This is a genomic window from Roseibium sp., from assembly GCF_965216085.1.
GTDB lineage: Bacteria > Pseudomonadota > Alphaproteobacteria > Rhizobiales > Stappiaceae > Roseibium.
In genome coordinates this window covers 5421917-5445385 of the sequence record NZ_OZ244138.1, presented here as the reverse complement: position 1 = coordinate 5445385, position 23469 = coordinate 5421917, and the positions used below count along the sequence as shown (strand labels likewise).

The following is a 23469-nucleotide window of genomic DNA, read 5'->3' as shown; positions in this document are numbered from 1 at the left end:
ATTTCAGAAAGTTGAGGAACGCGTTTTTGGTGGGAGGTTGACGTCATTGAGCATGGATATCGAAACAGAACGATTACGGCTCGCAAGGCCGAGACTGACCGAGGTGCAAGAACTTTTTGCGTTTTTGGGCGATCCAGTGGCAATGCGCTACACGCAAAAGGATAAGAACCTGGCGGCGTGCCGGCGCCGGATTGCCATCCATGAGTGGCGGCGCCGGCGGGACGGGTTTGCTCCATGGACAGTCCGACTCAAGGGACATCCGCAGATCATTGGGTGGGGCGGTTTGTATGATGATCCGTTCGATCCGGGTTGGGGACCGGAGTTGGCATTTTTCTTTCATCCCAAAGCTTGGGGCCAAGGGTATGGTGCCGAGCTGTCGTCAGCAGCGCTTGCGGTCGCTGACACCGCCATCCACTTACCAATGGTGTCCGCCTTTGCTCATCCGGACAATAAAGGGTCCAACAGGCTGCTTCAGAAAGTCGGGTTTCAGCCAGAGCGCTACGTTGACCACATGGATCGCCTCCTTTATCGGCGGCACAATCCGGAGCAATTTTAGTTGTTCTTGGTTTACTCCGGATACCAGAAACGTGCTTTTTCAGCGCCCCGATCGATAATGACGTGAGAGTTGGCAAAAACCCGATACCCGTGGCTCCAGTCGCCATCGGGCCATTTGATACGCACGTTCGCGCGCTCGACGACACCGAGACCGAAGTGCACAAAGCCTAGCTGCCCGGACGCGTGTCCGGCGCCTATCTGAATATCCTTGACCACGGTCCGGTTGCCGGTTTTGACGCTGATTTTTGCGCCAACCGCGCGGCGGTTGGGTTTGCCGGGCTGGCGGACATCAATCGCCAGCCAGTTGCCGAGCGGCCGCGGTTTATCCGCAGTGCCATCGCCGATATTGCGGAAGAGGCTGACGGGGGCTGCCCGGTTGACGACGACCAAATCAAGCAATCCGTCTGAGTTGAAATCGGCCAATCCCGCACCCCGGCCGCGCCGGTCCAGCGCAATCCCGGCGTCCTTGCCCGTCTCAGTAAATCTGCCCGTCCATTGGCCGAGCAACAGATTGTCCGGGTCATATGCCGCAAAATCCGGCATGGCCTCCACATTGCCCTTGGCAATGAAGAGATCCCAAAGCCCATCGTTGTTGACGTCTTGAAATTCTGAATGCCAGCCGGTTGAGGGTTTGAGATCATCGCCTGTGTAGGGCCGGTGTGCGGTAACACCCAGATCAAAGGCGATATCCTGATAAACCGGGACTGTTTCATCGGCCTCGTCATCGAGTTTCTGCAGCTTGGTGTCGCCCATGCTTGTAAGCGCATATTCGGGAAAGCCGTCAACGTTGAGATCGATCGACGCGATGCCCATGCCCCAGATTTTAAGGTGCTGCCAGCCATCCGTTTTGCGGTAGGGACGGGGTGGCCGTCCCTTTGGAATGGCCCAGAGCTGTTCCTGGCCGCCGCGATAATAATGCCGGTCGTTGGAGATGCGTAAGGAGGCTTCGCCGGAGCGGTTCCAATCAGTAAATAGGATCGACAGACTGCAATATCCCGGAGACAAACGGGCCGCTTCCGGATAGCTGACCGATCCTTCCGCTGTTGTTTCCGGCCGGAACAGGAAATTGTCGTGGCAGGTGCCCCAGGGCGAGCCGGGCGCAGATCTGTCGACGTAGTTGCCGAAGGCGAGCGTCGGAAAGTCTAACCCTTCCTCATAGGTCGCGGAAAACGCTGTGGTCCACTCCCGGCCGCCGTCAAAGCTTAGCGCCCGGTTGGCAACGTCGAAGGTGCAATCGCCTTTGCCTTTCAAAAGCAGGTTTTCGCCCAGCCTTAAAAGAACAAGATCCAAGACATCATCGTTGTCGAAGTCGATCGGATAGGCACCAAGGACTTTGGCACTCTGTTTTTCGCTCAGTCCGTATTGAGAAATGGCCTCAAAGTTCAGGACCCCGCCGGCAAGGCTTTGGTTCCGGTAGAGTTGGGCTGGGTTTTTCCCACCGGCCAAAAACATGTCCGGCCGCCGGTCGCCATTGCAGTCGAAGATGGCAATTCCACCGCCAACGAAATACTCCCAGGCACCATCATAAGTGTGTTGGATTCCGGCTGTAGAAGCTTCTTCATTGAAACTCGGAACCGGAGCAAGAGATTTTTCCCCGTTAGCGATAGCGGGTGCGATAGCTACCGTAGTGAAGAGCGCGACATAGCAGGAAATCTTGCGAAAACTCATTCGGTGATCTCCAGGCTGCGCAGGAAAGCGATGATCGATTGGCGGCCCAATTCATCCAAGCCGGAATAGGCTTTGCGGCTGTCAGTTGCTTCGCCACCATGTGCCAGAATGACTTCATCTAACGTTGTCAGGTCGCCACGATGCCCATAGGGCGCCGTGCTGCCGATGCCCCAAAGCTCTGCGGTGATGAACACGTCCCGAGCCACGAAACGTTGGGCTAGGAGCTCGTTTCCGAGTGTGTCGTTGGCTGCGTCGGCTATTTTGTGCCGTTTCAAATCGCCAAAGAGCGGTACCAGCACACGCCCTTTGTCATCGCGTGGCAGAGTTTTGGCCCATTCCAGTGTTGCCAAATCGAGGGCCAAGGGTCGGTCGACATCGCTCTGGCGCAGGGTGCCCGCGGTATCAAATGGGCCAGGGTCTTGGAAGATAAGACTGTCGAGCGGAAGAGCCGGAACATGGCAGGAGGTACACCCGATCTCGTCGAAAATGAGTTCGCCGCGCGCTGCCGCTTTTTCCCAGACTTCCGGCAGATCAGTCTTGCGTCCCGGAGCCGGCAAGGTGGCTTGCCAGGTAACCAGTGCCGAAATCTGACCATCACTGAATTCACGGGAAAATCCATCGGCATCAAAATCGTCAGTGCCGGTCCAACGGGTGCCGAAGCGTTCATTGGCCTGAATGCCGTGATGATCGTTCATCGCATTCACGGTGAACTGTCTGAGCGATGCAAAAACACCCTTTTGCCCGAATGGGCGCAGGGTCAAATCGTCATCAATGCCATCCAGTTCAGAAACATCCAGGGTTCCATCCGGATGCGCGGTCAAGCTTCCGAAGGAGATCCCCTTTGTTTCAAGGCCGGTTGTTGCCGGTTTGCCGCTGGCCCGGGCGTCTTTCAGGACCGCGCTGCGCTGACCGCGTAAATCCGTGGTCATTTCCCGGGCAAGCAGTTCAATCAGACCGGCGCCTTGGATGGCATTGGTATTGCGTTCATTGGAAAACTGCGGGTCAATGGTATCGAAATCTGCGCTCTCGAAACCTTCGGAGACAAACACATTGGTCGTAAAAGACCCAGCGCCGCCCATGACCGGTTCATTGTGGCAAGACGCGCAGGCATTGGCGTCGGGGCCCGCTAAACGCTGGAAAGAGAGGTGGGATCGCCGGCGCACCTTGGTTGGCACGATTGCACCGGTCGCGTCCGGGCGGCCCGCACCATCCAAACTGGTGAATTTTGCTTCAAAGAGAGTTTCTCCGAATGGTTGAAGAACCTCAATTGGATCATCGCCCGAAGCCGCCAAGGCTTGAAGGTCAACGTCTTTTATGATGGTCCGTTCTGTCCACGGCGCCAGATTTTCATTGGCAAATGCAGATGTCGCTGCGAGCAAAACAGCAACGCTGAAACCTGGTTTGAGTGCAGAAGACAGGATCATGAAGCTTCCTGCCTTGGTGCTTTGACTTGTACTCCCAAAAAGTCTTTATCCAGTCTTTCCATAGACTGGGCAACAAGGCCGGTGCGGATAAAATCTTCATTCCAGGGCATGACATCGAGCGTGAAATTGTTGCGCAGATCTTCCACGAGTGCGTCTTTAAGCCCTTCCCAAACCCCCTTTTCCATGAAGGTGTAGGCGCGCATGGCAGCACCGGTCAGAACAATGCGCTTCGGGTCGATGAGCGCAATCACACGGGCTAGGCCATAGCCGAGCACACGCCCGGCCTGATGAAAGGCCTTACGTGCATTTTCGTCACCGACATCTGCACGCTCGATCAGTTTCTTTAATCCGGAAACCCCGGCTTCAATGGTTGCCGGGTCGGTGTTTTCGGGAAGCTGTGACGCCGAACGCACCAGTGCATAGTCGGACAAATAGGCTTCAAGGCAGCCCTCTTTGCCGCACCGGCACAAGGCCCCGCCGGGGATATGATTGGCGTGACCGAACTCCGCTGCAGTTCCACTGGCGCCGGAAAACAGGTGATTGTCGAGATAAAGCCCCATGCCAACACCATAATCGAGCATGACAACGGCGAATGTGCCGCTGTAACGCTCCGGATCAGACCAATGCAGAGCTTCGGTGATCATGTTGGTATCATTGGAGATATAGCAGTCAGCGCCAAAAGCTTGCTCAAGCGGAGCAATGATAGGTACTTTCCGGCCCGAGAAGGCTGGGCTCCAGGCAACCAGCCCCGTTTCCGTTTCAACCACACCCTGTGCTGCAACACCGATCTCTTGCAGTTGATCAATGCGGACACCTGCATCTGTCAAAAAGTCCTGAATGGCTGAAATCAAGGCCGGGGGAAAAGTGTTTGTGTCCGCCGAAGCGCTGTCGAAACTGGTTCTGCGATTTGCGGTGATTGTGCCGGCAAAGTCGACCAGAGACAGGTCGATCGTATTTACCGACAAACGGATGCACACGGTATAAGCCGCACCTGGGTTGAGCCGCAAAAGCGTCCGCGGCCGCCCTCTGGACTGATGCGATTTCGGCTCCTCGCTTTCAACGCTTACGACCAGTTTCTGATCCAGAAGATCAGACGTGATCGCCGTCACTGTCGCCGGGCTGAGCCGGGTGATTTTGCCCAAGTCAATCCGGGCTGTCGGGCCGTTTCGGCGAAGGGCCTGAAGAACAATACTTCTGTTCTGCCGCCGGATCTGATCCCTGTCCGCTTTGCGTGTCATGTTGCTAGCGCTCGCTCCCAAATTGTATATTTACGCCGCGTTTTCCGGGCTTTTATTGTCTTTTACGTCCGAAGTCCCCTCTTCGCACGGAAAGTTTTACAAAACCATGTTGACAGGAGCCGCGCTTTAGAGCAACTTTTTTTCGGGGTCCAAAAAAAATAACAACAAGGCTTACCCATCTACGGCTGGAAACGTTCCGGTCCAGACAAAATTGTATTTTCAGGCGGAGCTGAGGACACTCAGGCTTCGCCAACGGGAGGAAGTAACACGATGCGCAAGTTCACCACTCTGCTGGCGGGCGCCCTTATGTCCGCGACCGCTTTGACCGCGGCCAATGCTGCTGACATTGTTGTTGGCGTCAGCTGGTCAAACTTCCAGGAAGAGCGCTGGAAAACCGATGAGGCTGCAATCAAGGGCGCTCTGGAGGCCGCGGGCGCTTCCTACATCTCCGCCGATGCGCAAAGCTCTTCTGCAAAACAGCTGTCAGATGTTGAAGCCTTGATTGCACAGGGTGCCAACGCACTGATCATCCTGGCTCAAGACGCTCAAGCGATCGGTCCGGCTGTTCAGGCAGCTGCCGACGAAGGCATCCCAGTTGTCGGTTACGACCGTTTGATCGACGACAATCGTGCGTTTTATCTGACTTTTGACAACGTCGAAGTTGGCCGCATGCAGGCACGCGCTGTTCTGGCTGCTCAGCCGAAGGGCAACTATGTCATGATCAAAGGGTCCCCAACGGATCCGAACGCGGACTTCCTGCGTGGCGGTCAGCAGGAAATCCTGCAGGCTGCAATTGATGGCGGTGATATCAAGATTGTAGGTGAAGCCTACACCGATGGCTGGTTGCCAGCGAACGCTCAGCGCAACATGGAACAGATCCTGACCGCGAACGACAACAAGGTTGATGCTGTTGTGGCCTCCAACGACGGCACCGCCGGTGGTGTTGTTGCCGCTCTAACGGCCCAGGGCATGGAAGGAACACCTGTGTCCGGTCAGGACGGTGATCATGCCGCGTTGAACCGCGTTGCCCGTGGCACCCAGACCGTATCCGTCTGGAAAGACGCCCGCGATCTCGGCAAAGCAGCTGGTGAAATCGCTGTTGCGCTCGCCAAAGGCGGTGACATGTCCTCCGTGGACGGTGCAAACGCCTGGACCTCTCCAGGTGGCACAGAGCTAACCGCAAAGTTCCTGGCACCGCTTCCGGTTACGCAAGACAACCTGACGGCTGTCGTGGATGCGGGCTGGATTTCCAAGGAAGATCTCTGCCAGGGCGTCGAAAACGGCCCAGCTCCTTGTAACTAAACACCTTCAAAAACGCGCGGCCCGGGACCTTTTCCGGGCCGCCCGACAGGGACGCCGGAACGGCTGAATCCCCGGGGGCAGGCCACCCGGCTCGTAAAAGCAAATGGTCTCCAAGCAGGAGTAACCTCAATGTCCGATACGGCACTGTCCGGCTCAAAAAGCCCGGCAGCACGAAACTTCTTTACCGCGTTGCAACTCGACACCCGCCTTCTGGGCATGATCGGGGCGTTCATCGTCCTGTGTTTGGTCTTCAATGTGTTCACTGATGGCCGGTTTCTGACCCCGCGCAACATCTTCAATCTTACGATCCAAACCGTCTCCGTGGCCATCATGGCAACCGGCATGGTCTTCGTCATCGTCACCCGCCATATCGATCTGTCTGTGGGTTCGCTTCTGGCGACCGTGGCAGCTGTTATGGCAGTGATACAGACGGATGTTCTGCCCCAATTCATGGGCCTTGGTCACTCGGGGATCTGGGTTCTCGCGATCCTGTCTGGTGTTGTGGTTGGATGTATCATCGGTGCCTTCCAGGGCTGGATGATCGGGTATCTAGGAATCCCGGCCTTTATTGTCACCCTTGGTGGACTGCTGGTTTGGCGCAATGTCGCCTGGTTCATCACCAGCGGCCAGACAATTGGTCCGCTCGATGAAACCTTCACCATGATTGGTGGCATCGGCGGTACTATGGGTGAAACCGGGTCGTGGATCCTCGGCGTCCTCGCCGTTGGCGCAGTGCTTTGGCTGCAAGTTGCCTCGCGCCGGAGGAAATCCGCGCACGGCTTCCCGGTGAAGCCGATGTGGGCCGAGGTTGTTATGGCCGGTATCACAACGGTTTCCATTCTTGGCTTTGTTGCGATCCTGAACGCCTACGACATTCCGAAAGCCCGCTTAAAACGGATTTTCGAAGCCTCCGGAGAAACTCTGCCGGAAGGTCTGACCATGGGCTATGGCATTCCCTATTCAGTCCTGCTCTTGATTGTGATTGCCGTCATCATGACTGTCGTTGCACAACGGACCCGGCTGGGACGGTACATCTTCGCCACCGGCGGCAATCCGGACGCTGCAGAACTATCCGGCATCAACACTCGGTTTCTGACCGTGAAGGTGTTCGCCATCATGGGCGGCCTATGCGCGCTCGCTGCGGCCGTGGCCTCGGCCCGTCTTGGTTTTTCAACCAATGACATCGGCACACTCGATGAGCTTAGAGTAATCGCCGCCGCCGTGATTGGTGGCACCGCACTTGCCGGCGGTGTCGGCACCATTTATGGCGCGATCCTCGGGGCACTTATCATGCAATCCTTACAATCGGGCATGGCCATGGTCGGCGTTGATGCGCCGCTGCAAAACATCGTGGTTGGCGTTGTACTTGTACTCGCCGTCCTGGTTGACATCATCTACCGCAAACGTACGGGAGACTGAACATGACAACGCCTCTCGTTGAACTCAACGACATTTGCATTTCCTTCGGCGGGGTGCATGCTGTCGATCACGCCACGGTGGACCTGTTTCCAGGCGAAGTGGTCGGTTTGCTTGGCCACAACGGCGCCGGAAAGTCGACGTTGATCAAAATCCTCTCCGGCGCTTACAAAGCGGACAGCGGTGAAATCCGGATCGACGGCAAAACCGTCAACATCCATTCGCCGCGCGATGCCCGCGCGCTCAATATCGAGACGATCTACCAGACGCTCGCTCTGGCGGACAATCTCGATGCAGCCTCGAACCTGTTCCTTGGCCGGGAATTGACTACCCCGCTCGGGTTTGTCGACGACGACGCCATGGAAGCGGAAACCCGGAAGATCATGGGCCGGCTCAATCCGAACTTTAAAAAGTTCAAGGCGCCAGTAAAGGCTCTGTCGGGTGGCCAGCGCCAATCGGTGGCGATCGCCAGAGCGGTTTACTTCAATGCCCGGATCCTGATCATGGATGAGCCGACAGCAGCCCTCGGCGTTCATGAAACCCAGATGGTGACTGACCTGATCCAGGAGCTCAAAAAACAGGGCCTCGGCATCTTCCTGATCGACCATGACATTCACCAAGTGAAAGCCATGTGCGACCGGGCGGCCGTTATGAAAAACGGCCAAGTTGTCGGTATCGTAGAGGTCGACAAGGTCAGCGAAGATGATCTGCTTGGCATGATTATTCTCGGCAAATGCCCTCCGGGCGCCATCCCGGGGCCGGGTGCGATCAATCCGGAGATTGCTGCCGCTTAAGTATTGAGCTTCGGCCGGAGCGTGAACCGCCTCCGGCCGGGGCTAAAAAAATGCGTGCCAGCTCACCGCTGGCACATTCTTTTGAACTCAAATGAGGAACGCACCTCATGTACATTGGCCTTGATATCGGCACCAGCTCGGTCAAAGCGATCCTATTGGATGAAAATCAGGCATTGATTGCTTCTGCGGCTGCGGATCTGACGGTGGAACGCCCGCATCCTGGCTGGTCTGAACAAGATCCGGACAGTTGGTGGACGGCCTGCGAAACCGTTCTGGACAGTCTCAAAGGACAGGCGCCCAAGGAGCTTGCTGCCGTTAAGGGTATCGGTCTCTCCGGCCATATGCATGGGGCCACGTTGCTGGACGCGGCGGACAAGCCGCTCCGTCCCTGTATTCTCTGGAACGATGGCCGGTCGGCCCAACAATGTGCGGATCTGGAAAAAGCAGAACCGAAGTTTCTAAGCCTTGGCGGCAATCGGGTGATGCCAGGGTTTACAGCACCAAAACTGCAGTGGGTGCGCGAGAATGAACCAGATGTCTTCGCCCGGACCGAAATGGTCTTGCTGCCGAAGGACTATGTGCGTTTTCGGCTGACGGGCATCTATGCTGGCGATATGTCCGACAGCGCCGGTACGCTGTGGCTGGATGTTGCCAAGCGGGACTGGAGTGATGATCTTCTTGCCGCCACAGGCTTGACCCGCGGCAACATGCCAAAACTTGTTGAGGGGTCGGAAGTTTCCGGTCAGGTCAAATCAGACCTTTGTGCCCGTTGGGGGTTTGAAACCGCGCCTGTTGTCGCGGGCGGCGGCGGTGACAATGCGGCATCCGCTTGCGGTGTTGGTGCTGTCGAACCCGGTTCCGGTTTTGTGTCCCTGGGCACTTCGGGGGTGCTCTTTGTCACCAATGACCGGTTCTCGCCCAATGTAGACAACGCTGTTCATGCCTTTTGCCATGCTGTCCCAAAAACTTGGCATCAGATGGGGGTGATCCTGTCGGCGACCGATAGCCTGAATTGGCTTGCCGGCCGGCTGAAGGCGGCCCCTGGTGATCTGACAGCAGCTCTTGGTGCTGTATCCGGGCCTTCGACCGTATCGTTTTTGCCGTATCTTGGCGGTGAACGCACACCGCACAACGACGTTGCGATCCGCGCCGGTTTTGCCGGCATTTCGCATGAGACAGATGATGCAGAACTAACCCATGCGGTCTTGGATGGTGTTGCTTTTGCTTTGAAGGATTGCCTCATTGCCTTAAGCACCGCGGGAACCAAAGTCGACCGACTTCTGGCCGTCGGCGGCGGGTCTCGTTCACAAATCTGGCTGGAAATCATCGCCAGTCTTTTGGAAGTATCTATCGAGGTGCCGGTTGACGGTGACTTTGGCGCCTCGCTTGGTGCCGCCCGGCTGGGGCAGGCGGCGGCGCTTGGGTCAACGGACGGGATTTTTTCCAAACCCGCCCTCCAAACGACCATTGATCCGAACCCTAGCCTCATTCCCGCCTACGCCGATGCTTATCAGCGGTGGCGCAAGCTTTATCCGGCGCTCAAGCAAGCCGGTTTCTAAGGAGAAAATTCATGAGCACTGGTTTTTTCGGCGATTTGCAGCCGATCCAATTTGCCGGACCCGACAGCCGCGACCCGCTGACCTACCGCCACTACAACAAGGATGAAGTGGTCTTCGGCAAGCGCATGGAAGACCATCTGCGGTTTGCCGTTTGTTACTGGCATAACTTCTGCTGGCCGGGATCTGACCCCTTTGGCGGTGAGACCTTCAACCGCATTTGGATGGCGGCCGGCGGCGATCCGATGGAACAAGCAAAACTCAAAGCCGATGTTGCTTTCGAAATGTTCCAGATCCTCGGGATGCCGTTCTTCACGTTCCACGACCGCGATATTGCGCCGGAAGGCAAGACGCTGGCCGAAAGCAATGCGAATGTGAATGCAATTGCCGACATCTTTGAAAAGAAGATGGCAGACACCGGCGTGAAGCTTCTCTGGGGCACGGCCAACATGTTTTCAAACCGCCGTTACATGTCGGGAGCTGCCACCAATCCGAACCCAGATGTCTTCGCCTATGCGGCGGCCCAGGTGAAAAACGCCATGGACGTCACTTACCGCCTGGGCGGTGCCAACTATGTGCTGTGGGGCGGTCGCGAGGGTTATGAAACCCTGCTCAACACCAGCATCAAACAGGAGCTGGATCAGCTGGGCCGCTTCCTCAACATGGTGGTCGAATATAAACATAAAATAGGCTTTAAAGGCGCCATCTTGATCGAGCCGAAGCCGCAAGAACCATCCAAACACCAATATGACTATGATGTTGCGACCGTCTACGGTTTCCTAAAGGCTTATGGTCTGGAGAACGAAGTCAAGATGAACATCGAACAGGGCCATGCGATCCTCGCCGGTCACTCGTTCGAGCATGAACTGCATATGGCCCGCTCGCTCGGCATTTTCGGCTCCGTCGACATGAACCGCAACGATTATCAATGCGGTTGGGATACCGATCATTTTGGTATGAATGTCCCGGAACTGGCACTGGCTTATTACGAGATCCTGATGGCCGGCGGCTTTACCTCGGGCGGGACCAATTTCGATGCCAAACTGCGCCGGCAATCGCTCGATCCGGTCGATTTGATCCAAGCCCATGTCGGCTCGGCAGATGCTATTGCCCGCGGCCTGAAGGCAGCGGCGGAGATGATCGAAGATGGCCGCCTGAAAGGTTTTGTCGATGATCGCTATGCCGGTTGGCAAAAACCGGAGAACCAGGAAATCCTGAACGGTGGCGGTTCTTTGGAAGCCTTGGCCGAACGCGTTCACTCGAAAGATCTGGAACCGCAGCCGGTCTCAGGCAAACAGGAATATCTGGAGAGCCTGACAAACCTGTTTGTTTGACGTTTCGACCAACCCTCTCAGTCCCGGCCTCGAGCCGGGACTCGATAGACCCTGCCTCGGCTCAAGGTCGGGGCGGCGTTCTGGGGTTTATGGAAATAGGCCAACATCGACGTTGACCCTGTGTGGCCGTTTCACTGCAACCTTCCTTGATCCGTTCTTGAATAGGATCGCGGTGCTTAAAGGCCATCAAACAACCGGCGCCCGTCAGGGTCGAGAAGATCATGCAGCCGGTTGGCTGTGGCTTGAGCAAAGCGAAGGGTGACAGCCTTTCGTGTGGCGGCCGCGACTTTGTGCTCGGGTGCTTCCCGCAGAATTTCAGCGCCAAACCCGTCTGAGACGATCAGGCCTGCCTCCTCTGGAAAAATGTCCAAAGGCACATCTGGATGGGTGGCAAAATAAAACCGGTCACAATGCTGCCGGTAGTCTGGCCATTTATGGTCGGCCCGAAAATCAGCCACCGAGGATTTGACCTCGATGATCCAAAGCTCGTGTTTTGGACCAAGCGCCAGAAGGTCGGCGCGCCGGGCTGATGCGAGTGTAACTTCGGCCGCACAGGCGAATTGGCGCTGGCGCATGAGCCGGGCCGCCCCGCGCCAGACCTTGATCGCGGTCTCCGATTGGCGTCCATCTGCAAGCGGGTCATTCAGCTCAATTCGCCCGCCTGCCGAATGATTATCGGTTTTCATTCCTTTTTTGTTCCATTTTTGTTCGAAAAATGCAAGCTGGCATATCGCAGAAGTTGACGTCCGCCGAGAAATTGTCTCCATTTGGGTTTGCGGGACGCGTGAGGAACATGGGCGGTCCCACTGGAGGGGAATTTCTATGAACCGGTGCATCTTGGGTGTGGTTATTCTTGCGCTCACGGCGGCGTTCTCAGCACCAGCGGTCGCGGGAAAGGGTGACCGGAAACTGTCGGTTCCCCGATCGGCGCCGCTGCTAAAGGGCAAGACGCTGGATTTGCGGTTCGCAGAGTTTGCCCAAGGCATTTGGGTCAGGGATTTAAGCAACTGTCCGGCTCCCCGCATTGACCGCAATGCACCCGGATCAGCGATTGCGATCTATCGCGGCCTTTTGGAAACGCCAGGCCGGATTTGCCAGGTCTATGGTGCAGAGAAAGATAAGCTGAGAACCCAGCGTGCGGCGATCAATTGCCTGTTGAACGATGGTGGTGAGGCAATTGAATTGGTCACAGTGCAGCCGCGCGGGACGAACGGTCTGATGGTGCAGGAAGGCGAACGTCCGCCTGTGCATTTCCGTTTTTGTGAAGCGATCCAGCCGGTTCTGCAATCCGCGCAAAATACCCAGAACTAAGACGAAAAAGGTTTCCCTCTAAATTTCAGGGCCTGCCCAGATATCGGACCGGGCCGGTTTCTTCGGCGTGTGCGATTCCGATATATGGGCTGTCAGCGGATCCAGCGTCACCAGCGCCTCATATTGGCTCAGGAAGACCTGGCCGGTCAGATGGTCCAGGAAGTCCGTTCTCTTGAGCCGGTCCATCACTGGGCCTTTAACTTCTGACAAGTGAAAAGAGACGCCGGAATCCGATAGCCGGTGGTTGATTTCTTCCAGGCTCTCCAGTGCACTGGCGTCGATCTCGTTGACCGCCGGGCACATCAAAACGACATGCTCAATGTCCGGCCGGTCGGCAACCAACGCATAGATTTTATCTTCCAGGAACCTCGTGTTGGCGAAAAACAGGCTTTCATCGACCCGCAGGGTCAGGACACGGTCACCGGTCACCACCTTGTGCCGGTCGATGTTGCGGAAGTGTTCGGTGCCCGGAACCACGCCAACGATTGCCATATGCGGCCGGCTGTTGCGATAGAGGTATAGCGCTATGGAGAGGCCAACACCGGCAACAACTCCTTGTTCAACACCGAAGAAGAGCGTGATCAGGATGGTCGCCGCCATCGCCGAAAAGTCACTTTTTGAGTAGGCAAAAGTCCGTTTAACAGCGCCAAAATCAACCAGCGACAACACTGCAACGATGATCGTGGCGGCGAGCGTCGCCTGAGGTAAGTGAGTCAGCAGCGGCGTTAAAAACAAGGTGGCGAGCGCAATGCCGGCCGCCGTATAGGCTCCGGCCGCAGGGGTTGCCGCGCCAGCATCGAAATTCACCACGGAGCGGGCGAACCCGCCGGTGACCGGATAGCCGCCGGACAGCGCAGAGGCGATGTTGGAGGTGCCAAGGCCGATCAGTTCCTGATCCGGTTCAATCCGCTGGCGCTTTTTTGCCGCCAATGTTTGGGCAACGGATACAGATTCGACAAAACCGATCACGGAGATCAGCAGTGCCGGTCCGGCAAGGGCCAGCCAGAGCTCGCTGTCGAAACTCGGCAGTTGCGGGACGGGCAAGCCGGAGGGGATAGCGCCGACAATCCTCACGCCTTTCTCACCGAGTGAAAACACCGCCGAAGCCAGCGTCGTAACGGCAACAGCGGCCACGGGGCCGGCCTTGGTCAGGATGTCGGCCAGAAACGGTTTTAAACCCAGACCGAGCAGCAGTTTTTTCAGCCCTTTGCGCACCCAGAACAAAAAGCCGGTCGCGCCAGCGCCAATCACCAAAGTGATCCAGTTCACCGAATTCAAATTCGAAACGATGGATAACAATATCTCGTAAAGCGTATGACCGTTCGCCGGAACGCCGAGAATATGTTTCAGCTGGCTGGAGGCAATCAGCAAGCCGGATGCTGAGATGAAGCCGGAGATCACCGGATGGCTTAAGAGATTGGCCAGAAACCCGAGCCGGAAAAAGCCCATCACCACCAGCATGAGACCGGAGATGAAGGCGAGCGCAATGGCCGCGCCCAAATATTCTGGTGTTCCTTGCTCTGCGAACTGACCGACGGCGGAGGCCGTCATTAGAGAGACCACGGCAACGGGTCCAACCGCCAACGCCCGGCTGGTGCCAAAAATCGCATAGGCCACAAGCGGTGCAATCGACGCATAAAGGCCGACTTCCGGGGGCAGTCCCGCCAGCAAGGCATAAGCAAGCGACTGCGGAATGAGCATGATCGTTACAATGACAGCCGCAACGAGATCGCTGGTTGCGGTTTCTTTGTCATAGGTTTTTCCCCATTCAAGAATGGGGAAATAACGTTTCAGTCCGCTCATAAGGTTTGCCTGATGGTCGTGGGGGCTGCGCTTTGCAGCGTTGTTACAAGGGCGCAGTTATAAAAGAATCCGAGCCGGTTGCCCGGCTCGGAAGGGTGATGGGGCCACAGAACGCCGATCTGTGGTCCTATGGGGGCAAGGAGTCCCCCTAGGCTGCAGTGACTTTCTCCGGTTTCGCCATCCATTCTTTGCCGCGCAACATGGCGCGCCAATAAATGGGGGGCAGGATCCGTTCTTTTAAAAGCCATGCGGTCCGCGTTGGTTTGGTCCCGTCCACCAACCAACGTGGAAAGCTCGGCAACAGCGTTCCGCCATAGCCGAATTCTGCAAGGACGATTTTTCCGCGCTCCACAGTCAACGGGCAGGAGCCGTAACCGTCGTACTGCGCAGTCGCACTGTGCCCCTTGATATCGGACACAATATTTTCTGCCACCACTGGAGCTTGTTTGCGCGCGGCCGCCGCCGTTTTGGCATTGGGCGCGTTCATCACATCTCCGAGCGACCAGATGTTGTCATATGTCTTGTGCCGCAATGTTGCTTGATCTACGTCGACCCAGCCAGCCACATCGGCCAGCGGCGAGACGCGAATGAAGTCCGGTGCCGTTTGCGGCGGTGTTATGTGGATCATGTCGAACTCGACATCGACATGCAGCGGATCTTTATCCGGTTCCCGGATCTCGAACCGGGCCTTCTTGGCAGGTCCATCAATCGCGATGAGATTGTGGAAGTAGTTGAGGTTTGCACCATACCGGTCCACGTAATCCATCAGCGCGGGGACATAATCTTTGACGCCGAAAAGAACCCCGCCCGCATTCATGAACTGAATATCGATCTCACCGATCCGCCCGGTCCTGGTCCAATGATCTGCAGACAAATACATCGCCTTTTGCGGCGCCCCGGCGCATTTGATCGGCATAGGCGGCTGGGTGAAGAGCGCTCTGCCGGACGTCATCTCGCGTACGAGCTTCCAGGTATAGGGGGCAAGATCGTAGCGGTAATTGGAGGTGACACCGTTCTTGCCGAGCGTGTCGACCAGACCTTCAACCCCGTGCCAATCGAGTTTCAACCCCGGGCAAACCACCAAACGGTCATATTTCACCACCCGGCAGCCATCCAGAACCACCGCATTGTCCTTCGGCTCAAAAGCCGCGACCGCCGATTTCAGCCAATGGACTCCGGAGGGGATCAGAGATCCCATGGTCTTGGCCGTGTCAGACGCATCGAAGATACCGCCGCCGACCATGGTCCAGCCCGGCTGGTAATAATGGACGTCCGCAGGGTCAATGATCGCGATATTGAGATCTGACTTGCGGGACAAAAGGCTCGAGGCAACTGAAATTCCAGCTGCCCCTCCACCGACAATCACAACATCAAATCGCGCGTCTTCAGCGCTTTCAGTCGGCGTCCGGCCGCCGTTGGCGATACGGCGGACAACACCGGCCATGTCGTAGCCTGCTGATTTGGTTTTCGACAGGATCCCGGCAAGCGGAAGGGTTTCTGCTTGCGACAGCGACCAAAGCGTTGCGGACCGGGTTCCGGTCCGGCAATAGGCTAAAACTGGTTTTGGCAAGGCATTGAGAAGCGTGCCGAACGCGTCTGCATCTTTGTCGCGCACCTTGCCGGCCGTGATGGGCTGGTAACGGATTTCGAGGCCCAGTTTTTTGGCTGCAGTCTCGATTTCTTCAAAGGTCGGCTGGTCGGCGGCTTCACCATCGGGCCGGTTGCAGATCACCGACCGATAGCCCTGTTGCGCAATGTCGGGCAGGTCTTCCGGCTTAATCTGGGCGCTGACCGAGATATGCTTGTCGATTGCCGCAAGTTTCATCGCTGCCACCATCCTTGTCGTTTCAAGTCAGAGGCCGTTGACCGGCACTTTCAAGAAGGTTTTGCCGCTTTCATCGGCGGGCGGCAGCTTTCCGGCGCGCATGTTGACCTGCAAAGATGGGATGATCAGTTTAGGCATGTCGAGCTGCGCATCGCGTTCGGTGCGGAAGCGGACAAATTCGTCCCGCGTCTTGCCGCCGCCCACATGAATATTGTGGGCCTTCTCGTCACCGACACTGGTTTCCCAGGCAATGTCGCGGCCGTTGGGGCCATAGTCGTGGCACATGAAGAGGCGCATGTCGTCCGGCAGAGACAGAACCTTTTGGATGGAATCGTAAAGCGTTCCGGCATCGCCGCCCGGGAAATCCGCCCGTGCCGATCCGCCATCGGGCATAAACAAGGTGTCTCCGGCAAAGGCGGCATCCCCCATGACATGGACCATACAAGCCGGCGTGTGGCCCGGCGTATACATGGCAAAGGCCGTCATCTCGCCGATCTGATAGGTATCGCCGTCCTTGAACAGCTTGTCGAACTGGCTGCCGTCGCGTTGAAACTCTGTGCCTTCGTTGAAGACCTTGCCGAAGGTTTCTTGAATGACGGTGATTTTTTCGCCGATGCCAAGTTTGCCGCCGAGTTTTTCCTGAATATAAGGCGCGGCGGATAGATGGTCGGCGTGAACGTGGGTTTCAATCAACCACTCCAGTTCCAAACCGTTTTCCTGGATGTAGGAAATGATTTCATCGGCGGAATCGTACGTGATCCGGCCGGCTGCATAGTCGATGTCCATGACGCTGTCGACCACGGCACAGGCATCCGATGAGGGATCCTTGACCACATAGCTGATGGTGTTGGTAGCTGGATCAAAAAAGGGTTTGACGACTGGAACAATGGCCATATCGACCGGGTAATTCGAAGAGCTCATAAGGGTCTCCCTGTGTCTGGCAGGACCAAATGTACAGTTAGGCAGGGGCTGATGTGTGGCGTTGACCAATGCTGATGATCCAGCGCGCGGTCAATATTCCAACAACGATTGCACCTGCAGTCATCAATGGTTCACTCAGTCCAATGCCAAGGACAGGAACCAGCCCGCCCGGGCAAAATCCGCTCATGCCCCATCCAATGCCAAAGATAGCCGATCCACCGATCAGTTTCATGTCCAGTTCTGTCCGGGTAGGAAGCGAGAATTTGGCAGCGAATACCGGGGCACCCATCCGGAAAACAAGCCGGTAACCAATTGCAGCAACAGACAGGGCGCCGCCCATAACGAAGGCAAGGCTTGGATCCCAGGTTCCTGCAATATCAAAGAAGTTGAGAACTTTGGCGGGATTGCCCATGCCGGACACTAAAATACCGACACCAAATACGAGGCCAATGCCGAAGGCAGATATCAATCGCAACATAATTAGCCTCCAAACACGTGACGGATGAGGAAAACGGTAATCCCACCGGTCGCCATGAATGTCATGGTTGCGACGATAGACCGGGTGGACAGGCGGGACATGCCGCAAACGCCGTGACCACTGGTGCAGCCGGACCCGAGTGTTGTGCCGACACCGGTCAGGAAACCGCCGGCCAGCAAGAGAGCCGGTGAGGAGGGTATGCTGATTTGCGGCATTTGGCCGGTAATCCCGAGCAGAACCAGCGGGCTGGCCACCATGCCGGCGAGGAATGCCGCACGCCAGGCCCAATCGGAGTTGAACTGCAGGCTGAGCAGCCCGCCGACGATGCCGTTGATACCAGCGATGCGGCCATGCATCATCATCAGGGCCACAGCTGCAAGGCCGATCAGAAGGCCGCCACCAAAACTGAGAACAGGCGTAAATTCAGTCATTGAAATCCTCACAATGTTATTTTCGAATATATGAATATAAGGCTTGAAGCGCAAGGGGGATTTGCGCCCCATCTGTGAGAAAACTAATTTGTATTAAAAGTAGGTAGCCATACCGTTAAGCAGTACGCAGAAGAGTGCCAAAGACAAATTTAATCAGACACTTGAGTAGAAAGAAGTACAGTCCTGATTTGGCACTCATCCAAATTCGGGTTGTTAATGTGCAAAGGTTTTAGTTGCCAGTCTGTGACGCCAAACCAGGTTGTTCAGGCCTACGTGCCAGAACCACAGGGGGCCCGCCGGGCCGTTGCCGGGTAACAGCGCCAGGTACAAGCCGCGCAGGATTGTTGTCAGCGTCCGGAAGGTCGCGATCTGTCTTGGGCCCGGAAAACTCGCCCATAGGCCGCAGAATGTCTTCATGGACCACACTTCCAACATACAACGGCTCAAGTGTGCCACCTTCCATGATTTCGAACCGGCTCGGCCAGAGGCGCAAGACCCATCGCCCGCCTTTCGCAGTTTCCGGATCATTGCGGATCAGTACGAGTTCCGGCTGACGCCCGTTCTGGCTGCGCGGAAGGATCGGCAACGAGTCTGGTGGCGTTTCGCCTTCGACAAATCCGCCGGCGGTGGAAAGTGACCATTTCGGCGGACGCACCCAGCCGTCTTTCTCGACAAAGCTGGCAAAGTCCGTAAGCGGCCCGGCATATTGGATTACCAGCGGTTCTTCAGCATCGCCGTTCAACCCTATCCGCTGTGCAGGCAGGCTTTGCCAAGTGGTTTGACGCCAATCTGCTGCTTGCAGGATTTCTTTATGAACTTGGGGCGCGTAGGTCACCAGGGCCGCATCAAATGAACGATGGACGTGCCAGCCACCGAACCCGGCAAGCACGGCGCAAACGATCCCTGCAACAGTCAGCCGGCCGATCTTTTCGTTGTGGATGGGGCCGAACACAAAGGCGAAAGCGGAAACAATTGCGGTTCCGAACAAGAGGCCGGCCAGAACGTCCGACATCCAGTGGGCGCCAAGATAGATGCGGGAAAAGCCGATCGCGATGACATAGGTGACGGTGACCGAGAATATGGCCGCTTTAGCCCAGCGGCTCCGTTCATGGGCGATTAGAACCGCACAGATGCCAAAAAGCACCGCGTTCAATGTCGCGTGCCCACTCGGAAAGCTATAGGCATCGGCGCCAGTATAGAGTTCCATTGGCCGCGAGCGGTGCAGCATGAGCTTGAGAAGCGGAACGAAGATAGCGGTGCCTGCAATTGCAATGACAAATCCGATGCCCCGGCGCCAGGCTTTTTTGGCAAACAGATAAAGTGCAACAGCAACTGCGACCGCGGTGACGACGACGCCGTCCCCGAGCGTTGTCATGAAAACCATGATCTTGTCGCCAAGCGGTGTTCGCAAACTGTCGAATAGATTGAGGATCGCAAGATCGGCCCGCACCATCGGCTCGTTTGGTGCCACTTCGCCGATCAGCCAGAAAAAGGCTGGCATCGAGATCAGCAAAATGATCGTGGAGGCCAGCATACCAGTTGAGCGCGGATGGGCTGGGTCAAAATTATGCCCGATCCATTGTGAGATCCGATCCGACCGCCGTGAGAACCAGCGGGCGATTGCCGCATGCGCATTCGGAAACAAGGGAAGGATGATCAGGATCAGCCACCGGCCCAGCATGACGCTGAGAAAGACGATGAACAGCAGCGCACCCAGTACCAACGCAAGCCTGACGCTGATTTGGCTAATGGCATGAAGTGCCGATCCGGCAATAACTCCGGGCGCTATGTGAGCGATGCTCCAGGCGACGGCAGACGTCACATTCACCACTGAAAAGCGGGTGAAATTCATGCCGACCATGCCGGCGATACCTGGAACCACGGATTTTACACCGGGAACGAAACGGCCGATGAACACGCTCTTACCACCGTGCCGTTTGAAGAATTCTTCGCCGCTTTCGATCATGCTTCGGTATTTATAGAGCGGCCAGATATTTTTTATCGTGTCCTTGAACTTCCAGCCGATCCAATAAGAGACCGCGTCGCCCGCGGTTGCGCCCAGCGTTGTCCAAATGAGCAGTGGCATCAGCTCGAGTTTGCCGAGGCCGACAAGCGTACCTGCTCCGACGAGGACGACGGTAGTCGGCACAAACAAGCCTATGAGGAACAAAGCCTCGCCCATTGCCGCCAGGAAACAAATCAGTCCGGCCAAAGACGGATTGTCGGCGATGAAAGTCAGGACGGGATCAAGAAAGTCTGTCACGAAAGTCCATCGGTCTGAAAATGCTCAATGGCATAGATGCTCGAATAGGGCGAGGCCGCGAATTTGGCTTCGGCATGATTTCATATATGTGCTGTTTGGATCCTCCAACAGGGATTTTTCTTTTTCCGGCCACATAAGACGCTCTTGGACGCGTCGAAGTGTGGTTTTTTCGTGAATGCTGTTTCAAGATGTCCTCAGATTACCCGGAATTGGAGGGCTGGATGTTTGAATCAGCGCGCATGCCGCAAAAGATGACCAAAAAGTCCTTTAAGAAATTGGAACCGGAAATTCGCGAAGCTCTGCTGGCGGCTCAACTCCCAGTCATTGAAAAGAAACAATTTTCCACGCTCATCTTGGTCGACGGTCTCGATGGTGCGGGAAAGGGTGAAGCGGTGGCCCGGCTTTATGGCTGGATGGATGCGCGCCATCTGGTCTGTAACGCCTACGGTGACCCCATGGACGAAGCGCGGTTGCGCCCGCCGCTCTGGCGTTATTGGCGGGATCTGCCGGCAAAAGGGGATACAGCGATTGTCTTCGGCAGCTGGTATCAGTCGGTTTTGCGCGACAGAATCTACAAGAAGATCGATGAGGATGCGTTTGAAAAGGCACTTGTCCGGATACGTCGATTTGAAGAGATGCTGGCAAATGAAGATGTGTTGATCCTGAAATTTTGGTTTGTTCTACCCAAAGACGTTCAAAAAGACCGCTTGAAGAAAATTGAAAAGAAAAATGCTGCCCGGCATGTGCTTGCCGATTGGGCGGCGGTTAAGCACCACAAGAAAGCCAGTGAGACAGGTGAAAAAATCATCCTGGAAACCAGCATGGGGTTTGCGCCCTGGTTTGTGATCCCATCGCAAGATCCGGAATACCGGGATGCGGCGCTGGGGCAAACGGTCGCCCGGTCGATGACACTTAAGCTCGAAGATGGGGAGCCAACTTCTGTCGCCGCCCCGCCGGTCGTTGGGGGGCTTAAGCGGGAAACAGCGGTTGATGCGATCGATCTGACCGAGACGCTGGAAAAAAAGGAATACGAAGAGCTTCGGGATCGGTATCAGGCAAAACTCTCGGAGCTGTCTGACCGCAAATCCATGTCCAAAACGGGCGTTGTTTTGGTGTTTCAGGGAAACGATGCCGCCGGCAAGGGTGGAGCGATCCGGCGGGTGATCCGGCCGCTTGATCCGCGCATCTACAAGGTTCATCCAATTTCCGCCCCCACGGACGAAGAAAAGGCACGGCCTTATCTGTGGCGGTTTTGGCGGCGCTTACCGCGAAAGGGCCATTTCGCGATTTTCGACCGGTCCTGGTATGAGCGGGTGCTGGTTGAGCGGGTCGAGGGTTTTGCCGGACACGACGACTGGCTGCGCGCCTACAACGAAATCAATGAGTTCGAACAGGAACTTACCGACTTCGGTTACCTCGTCTGCAAATTCTGGCTGGCGATTTCCGAAGAAGAGCAGCTCAAGCGTTTCAAAGCGCGTGAGGAGACTGCATACAAGCAACACAAGATCACCGACGAAGATTGGCGCAACCGGCTGAAATGGGACCAATATGCCATTGCAGCCGGGGATATGGTTGACCGGACATCAACCCATTATGCGCCTTGGACGCTTGTTTCGTCAGAAAACAAAAAACATGCGCGGATCAAGGTGCTAAGGACGATTTGCGACCGGCTGGAAGAGCGGCTCTGACATCCGGCGGGCGGACGCTTTACAACGCGCCGCCGAGATAGTCGATTGCGGCTTGAACGCCGCCTTTGCCATGCGCAATGCCAAGCTTTGCCATCCCTAGTTCGATGGCAGACAGTGTGCCTAGTAGCATCACCGCGTTGACATGCCCCATATGGGCGATGCGGATGCCTTGATCTTCCAGTTCGCCAATCGTGCCACCAATGGTGACGCCGCAAACCTCTTGCGTGAAGGTTCTGAGCGGCTCCGGCTTGCTATCTGTTAATCGGACCACGGTCACGCTGTTCGACCGGTTGCGTGGATCTTCGATGTTGAACTCCAGGCCTCCGCCTTTAGCCCACTCGGTGACTGCAGCTCTGGTCGCATCTGCCAGCAGAGCATGGCGCTGCCAAACCTGTTCGAGCCCTTCTTCGAATACGATCTCCAATGCCTTCCGGAATGCAAAAAGCATATGTTCTGGAGGTGTGCCGCAATATTTCTGGTAGTGCACGGGTCCTTGGCGGAAAGTCCAGTCGAAATAATTTGTGCGAAGATCGGCCGTTTCATGGGCTTTGTCGGCTTTCGGGCCAGCGGCGACAAAAGAGAGCCCTGGCGGGGACATTAATCCCTTCTGCGACCCTGTCAGGGCGACATCAACGCCCCATTCATCCATCTCAAAAGGCATACAGCCCAGAGACGCGATGGTGTCGACCATGAAAAGGGCGGGGTGACCGGCAGCGTCGATCGCCTTGCGCAATGCGGCGATGTCATTCCAAACGCCGGAGGCCGTGTCCACCTGGACCACCAGAACAGCTTTGATTTCGTGGGCGGCGTCCTGCCGAAGACGCTCTTCCAGTTTTACCGGATCGACCGCGGCCTGCCAGCTTCCCGGCATCACTTCGACATTCAGATTTAACAGTTTGGATGCTTCGCCCCACCCTGCAGCAAACAGACCAGAGTGGAGAACAAGGATCTTGTCACCCCTGTTTAGTGTGTTGGTCAGTGCCGCATCCCAGGCACCGTGGCCGTTTGCTGCATAAATGTAAGTCTTGCCGTCTGTGCGAAACAGCTTCTTGAGGCCAGACAAACAATAGTCCGTCGTCTCCAGCAAGGGGCCTTCATAGATATCGATTGCTGGCCGGTGCATGGCCCGCAAAACTTCGTCCGGAACATTGGTAGGTCCCGGAATCATCAAAAATTCCTTGCCATAACGAAGCGGCATGGCGGTGTCCTCATGTGATTAGGGCCGAGCCCTTGCGAAGCTGAAAGTAATGCGGCCACACGGGCCGGGTGGGTTTCGTGCAACATTGCGCGCAGATCGGCACCGGTCAAGGAAACTTTGTCAGGCCGATGGATGTTTGCCCCGATCGTCGAGAATTGCCGCCTTTGTGATCGATTGGCCTGATTGTCAGTTGCGACGATATGTGCGTATTTTGTCGATAATGAATAATTTGTTGTATTTAATAGAAGATCCCCGATGACGCTT

The 23469-nt window shown here is 56.3% G+C and carries 19 protein-coding genes; 8 read left to right on the top strand and 11 right to left on the bottom strand.

Annotation, left to right across the window (positions count from 1 at the left end; all coding sequences use genetic code 11):
* The first annotated feature begins 52 nt into the window (after positions 1-52).
* Complete coding sequence (locus ACOOFE_RS25455) at positions 53-556, top strand: GNAT family N-acetyltransferase (RefSeq protein WP_420415637.1); 504 nt, start codon at positions 53-55, stop codon at positions 554-556.
* 11 nt (positions 557-567) lie between these two features.
* Here the strand turns inward: ACOOFE_RS25455 and ACOOFE_RS25450 are convergent, their stop codons facing one another.
* Genes ACOOFE_RS25450 through ACOOFE_RS25440 form a run of 3 tightly spaced genes read right to left on the bottom strand, consistent with a single transcriptional unit; the run spans position 568 to position 4885 of the window.
* Entirely contained in the window at positions 568-2223 is a 1656-nt protein-coding gene (locus ACOOFE_RS25450) for a CRTAC1 family protein (protein ID WP_420412614.1), read from the bottom strand.
* Complete coding sequence (locus ACOOFE_RS25445; protein WP_420412613.1) at positions 2220-3647, bottom strand: di-heme oxidoredictase family protein; 1428 nt, start codon at positions 3645-3647, stop codon at positions 2220-2222. The genes ACOOFE_RS25450 and ACOOFE_RS25445 overlap by 4 nt, the downstream gene beginning before the upstream one ends.
* Complete coding sequence (locus ACOOFE_RS25440; RefSeq protein WP_420412612.1) at positions 3644-4885, bottom strand: ROK family protein; 1242 nt, start codon at positions 4883-4885, stop codon at positions 3644-3646. The genes ACOOFE_RS25445 and ACOOFE_RS25440 overlap by 4 nt, the downstream gene beginning before the upstream one ends.
* A 270-nt stretch (positions 4886-5155) precedes the next feature.
* Here ACOOFE_RS25440 and xylF point away from each other — a divergent pair, with 270 nt between their 5' ends.
* The 5 genes from xylF (at position 5156) to xylA (ending at position 11287) form a co-directional block, all read left to right on the top strand.
* Entirely contained in the window at positions 5156-6187 is a 1032-nt protein-coding gene (xylF, locus tag ACOOFE_RS25435) for a D-xylose ABC transporter substrate-binding protein (protein ID WP_141184007.1), read from the top strand.
* A 129-nt stretch (positions 6188-6316) separates the two neighbouring features.
* A complete protein-coding gene (locus ACOOFE_RS25430; RefSeq protein ID WP_420412611.1) occupies positions 6317-7606 on the top strand; it encodes a sugar ABC transporter permease in 1290 nt (429 codons plus the stop codon).
* Between the two features lie 2 nt (positions 7607-7608).
* Entirely contained in the window at positions 7609-8397 is a 789-nt protein-coding gene (locus tag ACOOFE_RS25425; protein ID WP_141184005.1) for an ATP-binding cassette domain-containing protein, read from the top strand.
* 107 nt (positions 8398-8504) lie between these two features.
* Entirely contained in the window at positions 8505-9956 is a 1452-nt protein-coding gene (xylB, locus tag ACOOFE_RS25420) for a xylulokinase (RefSeq protein ID WP_420412610.1), read from the top strand.
* An 11-nt stretch (positions 9957-9967) separates the two neighbouring features.
* Complete coding sequence (xylA, locus tag ACOOFE_RS25415; RefSeq protein ID WP_420412609.1) at positions 9968-11287, top strand: xylose isomerase; 1320 nt, start codon at positions 9968-9970, stop codon at positions 11285-11287.
* A 176-nt stretch (positions 11288-11463) separates the two neighbouring features.
* On the opposite strand, the gene ACOOFE_RS25410 is transcribed toward xylA, so the two are convergent.
* The gene (locus ACOOFE_RS25410) at positions 11464-11973 is read right to left on the bottom strand and encodes an MmcB family DNA repair protein (RefSeq protein WP_420412608.1); all 510 of its coding nucleotides are present in this window, start codon (positions 11971-11973) and stop codon (positions 11464-11466) included.
* A 136-nt stretch (positions 11974-12109) separates the two neighbouring features.
* On the opposite strand from ACOOFE_RS25410, the gene ACOOFE_RS25405 reads away from it, so the two are divergent.
* Complete coding sequence (locus ACOOFE_RS25405) at positions 12110-12598, top strand: hypothetical protein (RefSeq protein WP_420412607.1); 489 nt, start codon at positions 12110-12112, stop codon at positions 12596-12598.
* An 18-nt stretch (positions 12599-12616) separates the two neighbouring features.
* On the opposite strand, the gene ACOOFE_RS25400 is transcribed toward ACOOFE_RS25405, so the two are convergent.
* The 6 genes from ACOOFE_RS25400 to ACOOFE_RS25375 all read right to left on the bottom strand — a co-directional run bounded on the left by ACOOFE_RS25400 (position 12617) and on the right by ACOOFE_RS25375 (position 20319).
* A complete protein-coding gene (locus ACOOFE_RS25400; protein ID WP_420412606.1) occupies positions 12617-14401 on the bottom strand; it encodes a SulP family inorganic anion transporter in 1785 nt (594 codons plus the stop codon).
* 148 nt (positions 14402-14549) lie between these two features.
* A complete protein-coding gene (locus ACOOFE_RS25395; protein WP_420412605.1) occupies positions 14550-16226 on the bottom strand; it encodes a TIGR01244 family sulfur transferase in 1677 nt (558 codons plus the stop codon).
* Positions 16227-16253: 27 nt separating this feature from the next.
* Positions 16254-17147, bottom strand: a complete 894-nt coding sequence (locus ACOOFE_RS25390) for an MBL fold metallo-hydrolase (RefSeq protein ID WP_420412604.1) — start codon at positions 17145-17147, stop codon at positions 16254-16256.
* 37 nt (positions 17148-17184) lie between these two features.
* Entirely contained in the window at positions 17185-17625 is a 441-nt protein-coding gene (locus tag ACOOFE_RS25385; RefSeq protein WP_420412603.1) for a DUF6691 family protein, read from the bottom strand.
* A gap of 2 nt (positions 17626-17627) precedes the next feature.
* Complete coding sequence (locus ACOOFE_RS25380; RefSeq protein ID WP_420412602.1) at positions 17628-18056, bottom strand: YeeE/YedE family protein; 429 nt, start codon at positions 18054-18056, stop codon at positions 17628-17630.
* A gap of 229 nt (positions 18057-18285) precedes the next feature.
* Entirely contained in the window at positions 18286-20319 is a 2034-nt protein-coding gene (locus ACOOFE_RS25375) for a VTT domain-containing protein (RefSeq protein ID WP_420412601.1), read from the bottom strand.
* A 221-nt stretch (positions 20320-20540) separates the two neighbouring features.
* On the opposite strand from ACOOFE_RS25375, the gene pap reads away from it, so the two are divergent.
* A complete protein-coding gene (pap, locus tag ACOOFE_RS25370) occupies positions 20541-22007 on the top strand; it encodes a polyphosphate:AMP phosphotransferase (protein ID WP_168206240.1) in 1467 nt (488 codons plus the stop codon).
* A gap of 19 nt (positions 22008-22026) precedes the next feature.
* Here pap and ACOOFE_RS25365 read toward each other — a convergent pair whose 3' ends face one another.
* Positions 22027-23205 (bottom strand): pyridoxal-phosphate-dependent aminotransferase family protein, encoded by a 1179-nt coding sequence (locus ACOOFE_RS25365; protein ID WP_420412600.1) that lies wholly within the window; start codon positions 23203-23205, stop codon positions 22027-22029.
* Between the last annotated feature and the right edge of the window lie 264 nt (positions 23206-23469).

Coding starts and splice junctions, on each gene's coding strand:
- ACOOFE_RS25410 (WP_420412608.1), bottom strand. CDS start 11,973: ATGAAAACCGATAATCATTCGGCAGGCGGGCGAATTGAGCTGAATGAC.
- ACOOFE_RS25395 (WP_420412605.1), bottom strand. CDS start 16,226: ATGAAACTTGCGGCAATCGACAAGCATATCTCGGTCAGCGCCCAGATT.
- ACOOFE_RS25385 (WP_420412603.1), bottom strand. CDS start 17,625: ATGTTGCGATTGATATCTGCCTTCGGCATTGGCCTCGTATTTGGTGTC.
- pap (WP_168206240.1), top strand. CDS start 20,541: ATGTTTGAATCAGCGCGCATGCCGCAAAAGATGACCAAAAAGTCCTTT.
- ACOOFE_RS25390 (WP_420412604.1), bottom strand. CDS start 17,147: ATGAGCTCTTCGAATTACCCGGTCGATATGGCCATTGTTCCAGTCGTC.
- ACOOFE_RS25440 (WP_420412612.1), bottom strand. CDS start 4,885: ATGACACGCAAAGCGGACAGGGATCAGATCCGGCGGCAGAACAGAAGT.
- ACOOFE_RS25430 (WP_420412611.1), top strand. CDS start 6,317: ATGTCCGATACGGCACTGTCCGGCTCAAAAAGCCCGGCAGCACGAAAC.
- xylA (WP_420412609.1), top strand. CDS start 9,968: ATGAGCACTGGTTTTTTCGGCGATTTGCAGCCGATCCAATTTGCCGGA.
- ACOOFE_RS25365 (WP_420412600.1), bottom strand. CDS start 23,205: ATGCCGCTTCGTTATGGCAAGGAATTTTTGATGATTCCGGGACCTACC.
- ACOOFE_RS25405 (WP_420412607.1), top strand. CDS start 12,110: ATGAACCGGTGCATCTTGGGTGTGGTTATTCTTGCGCTCACGGCGGCG.
- ACOOFE_RS25445 (WP_420412613.1), bottom strand. CDS start 3,647: ATGATCCTGTCTTCTGCACTCAAACCAGGTTTCAGCGTTGCTGTTTTG.
- ACOOFE_RS25380 (WP_420412602.1), bottom strand. CDS start 18,056: ATGACTGAATTTACGCCTGTTCTCAGTTTTGGTGGCGGCCTTCTGATC.
- xylF (WP_141184007.1), top strand. CDS start 5,156: ATGCGCAAGTTCACCACTCTGCTGGCGGGCGCCCTTATGTCCGCGACC.
- xylB (WP_420412610.1), top strand. CDS start 8,505: ATGTACATTGGCCTTGATATCGGCACCAGCTCGGTCAAAGCGATCCTA.
- ACOOFE_RS25400 (WP_420412606.1), bottom strand. CDS start 14,401: ATGAGCGGACTGAAACGTTATTTCCCCATTCTTGAATGGGGAAAAACC.
- ACOOFE_RS25425 (WP_141184005.1), top strand. CDS start 7,609: ATGACAACGCCTCTCGTTGAACTCAACGACATTTGCATTTCCTTCGGC.
- ACOOFE_RS25455 (WP_420415637.1), top strand. CDS start 53: ATGGATATCGAAACAGAACGATTACGGCTCGCAAGGCCGAGACTGACC.
- ACOOFE_RS25450 (WP_420412614.1), bottom strand. CDS start 2,223: ATGAGTTTTCGCAAGATTTCCTGCTATGTCGCGCTCTTCACTACGGTA.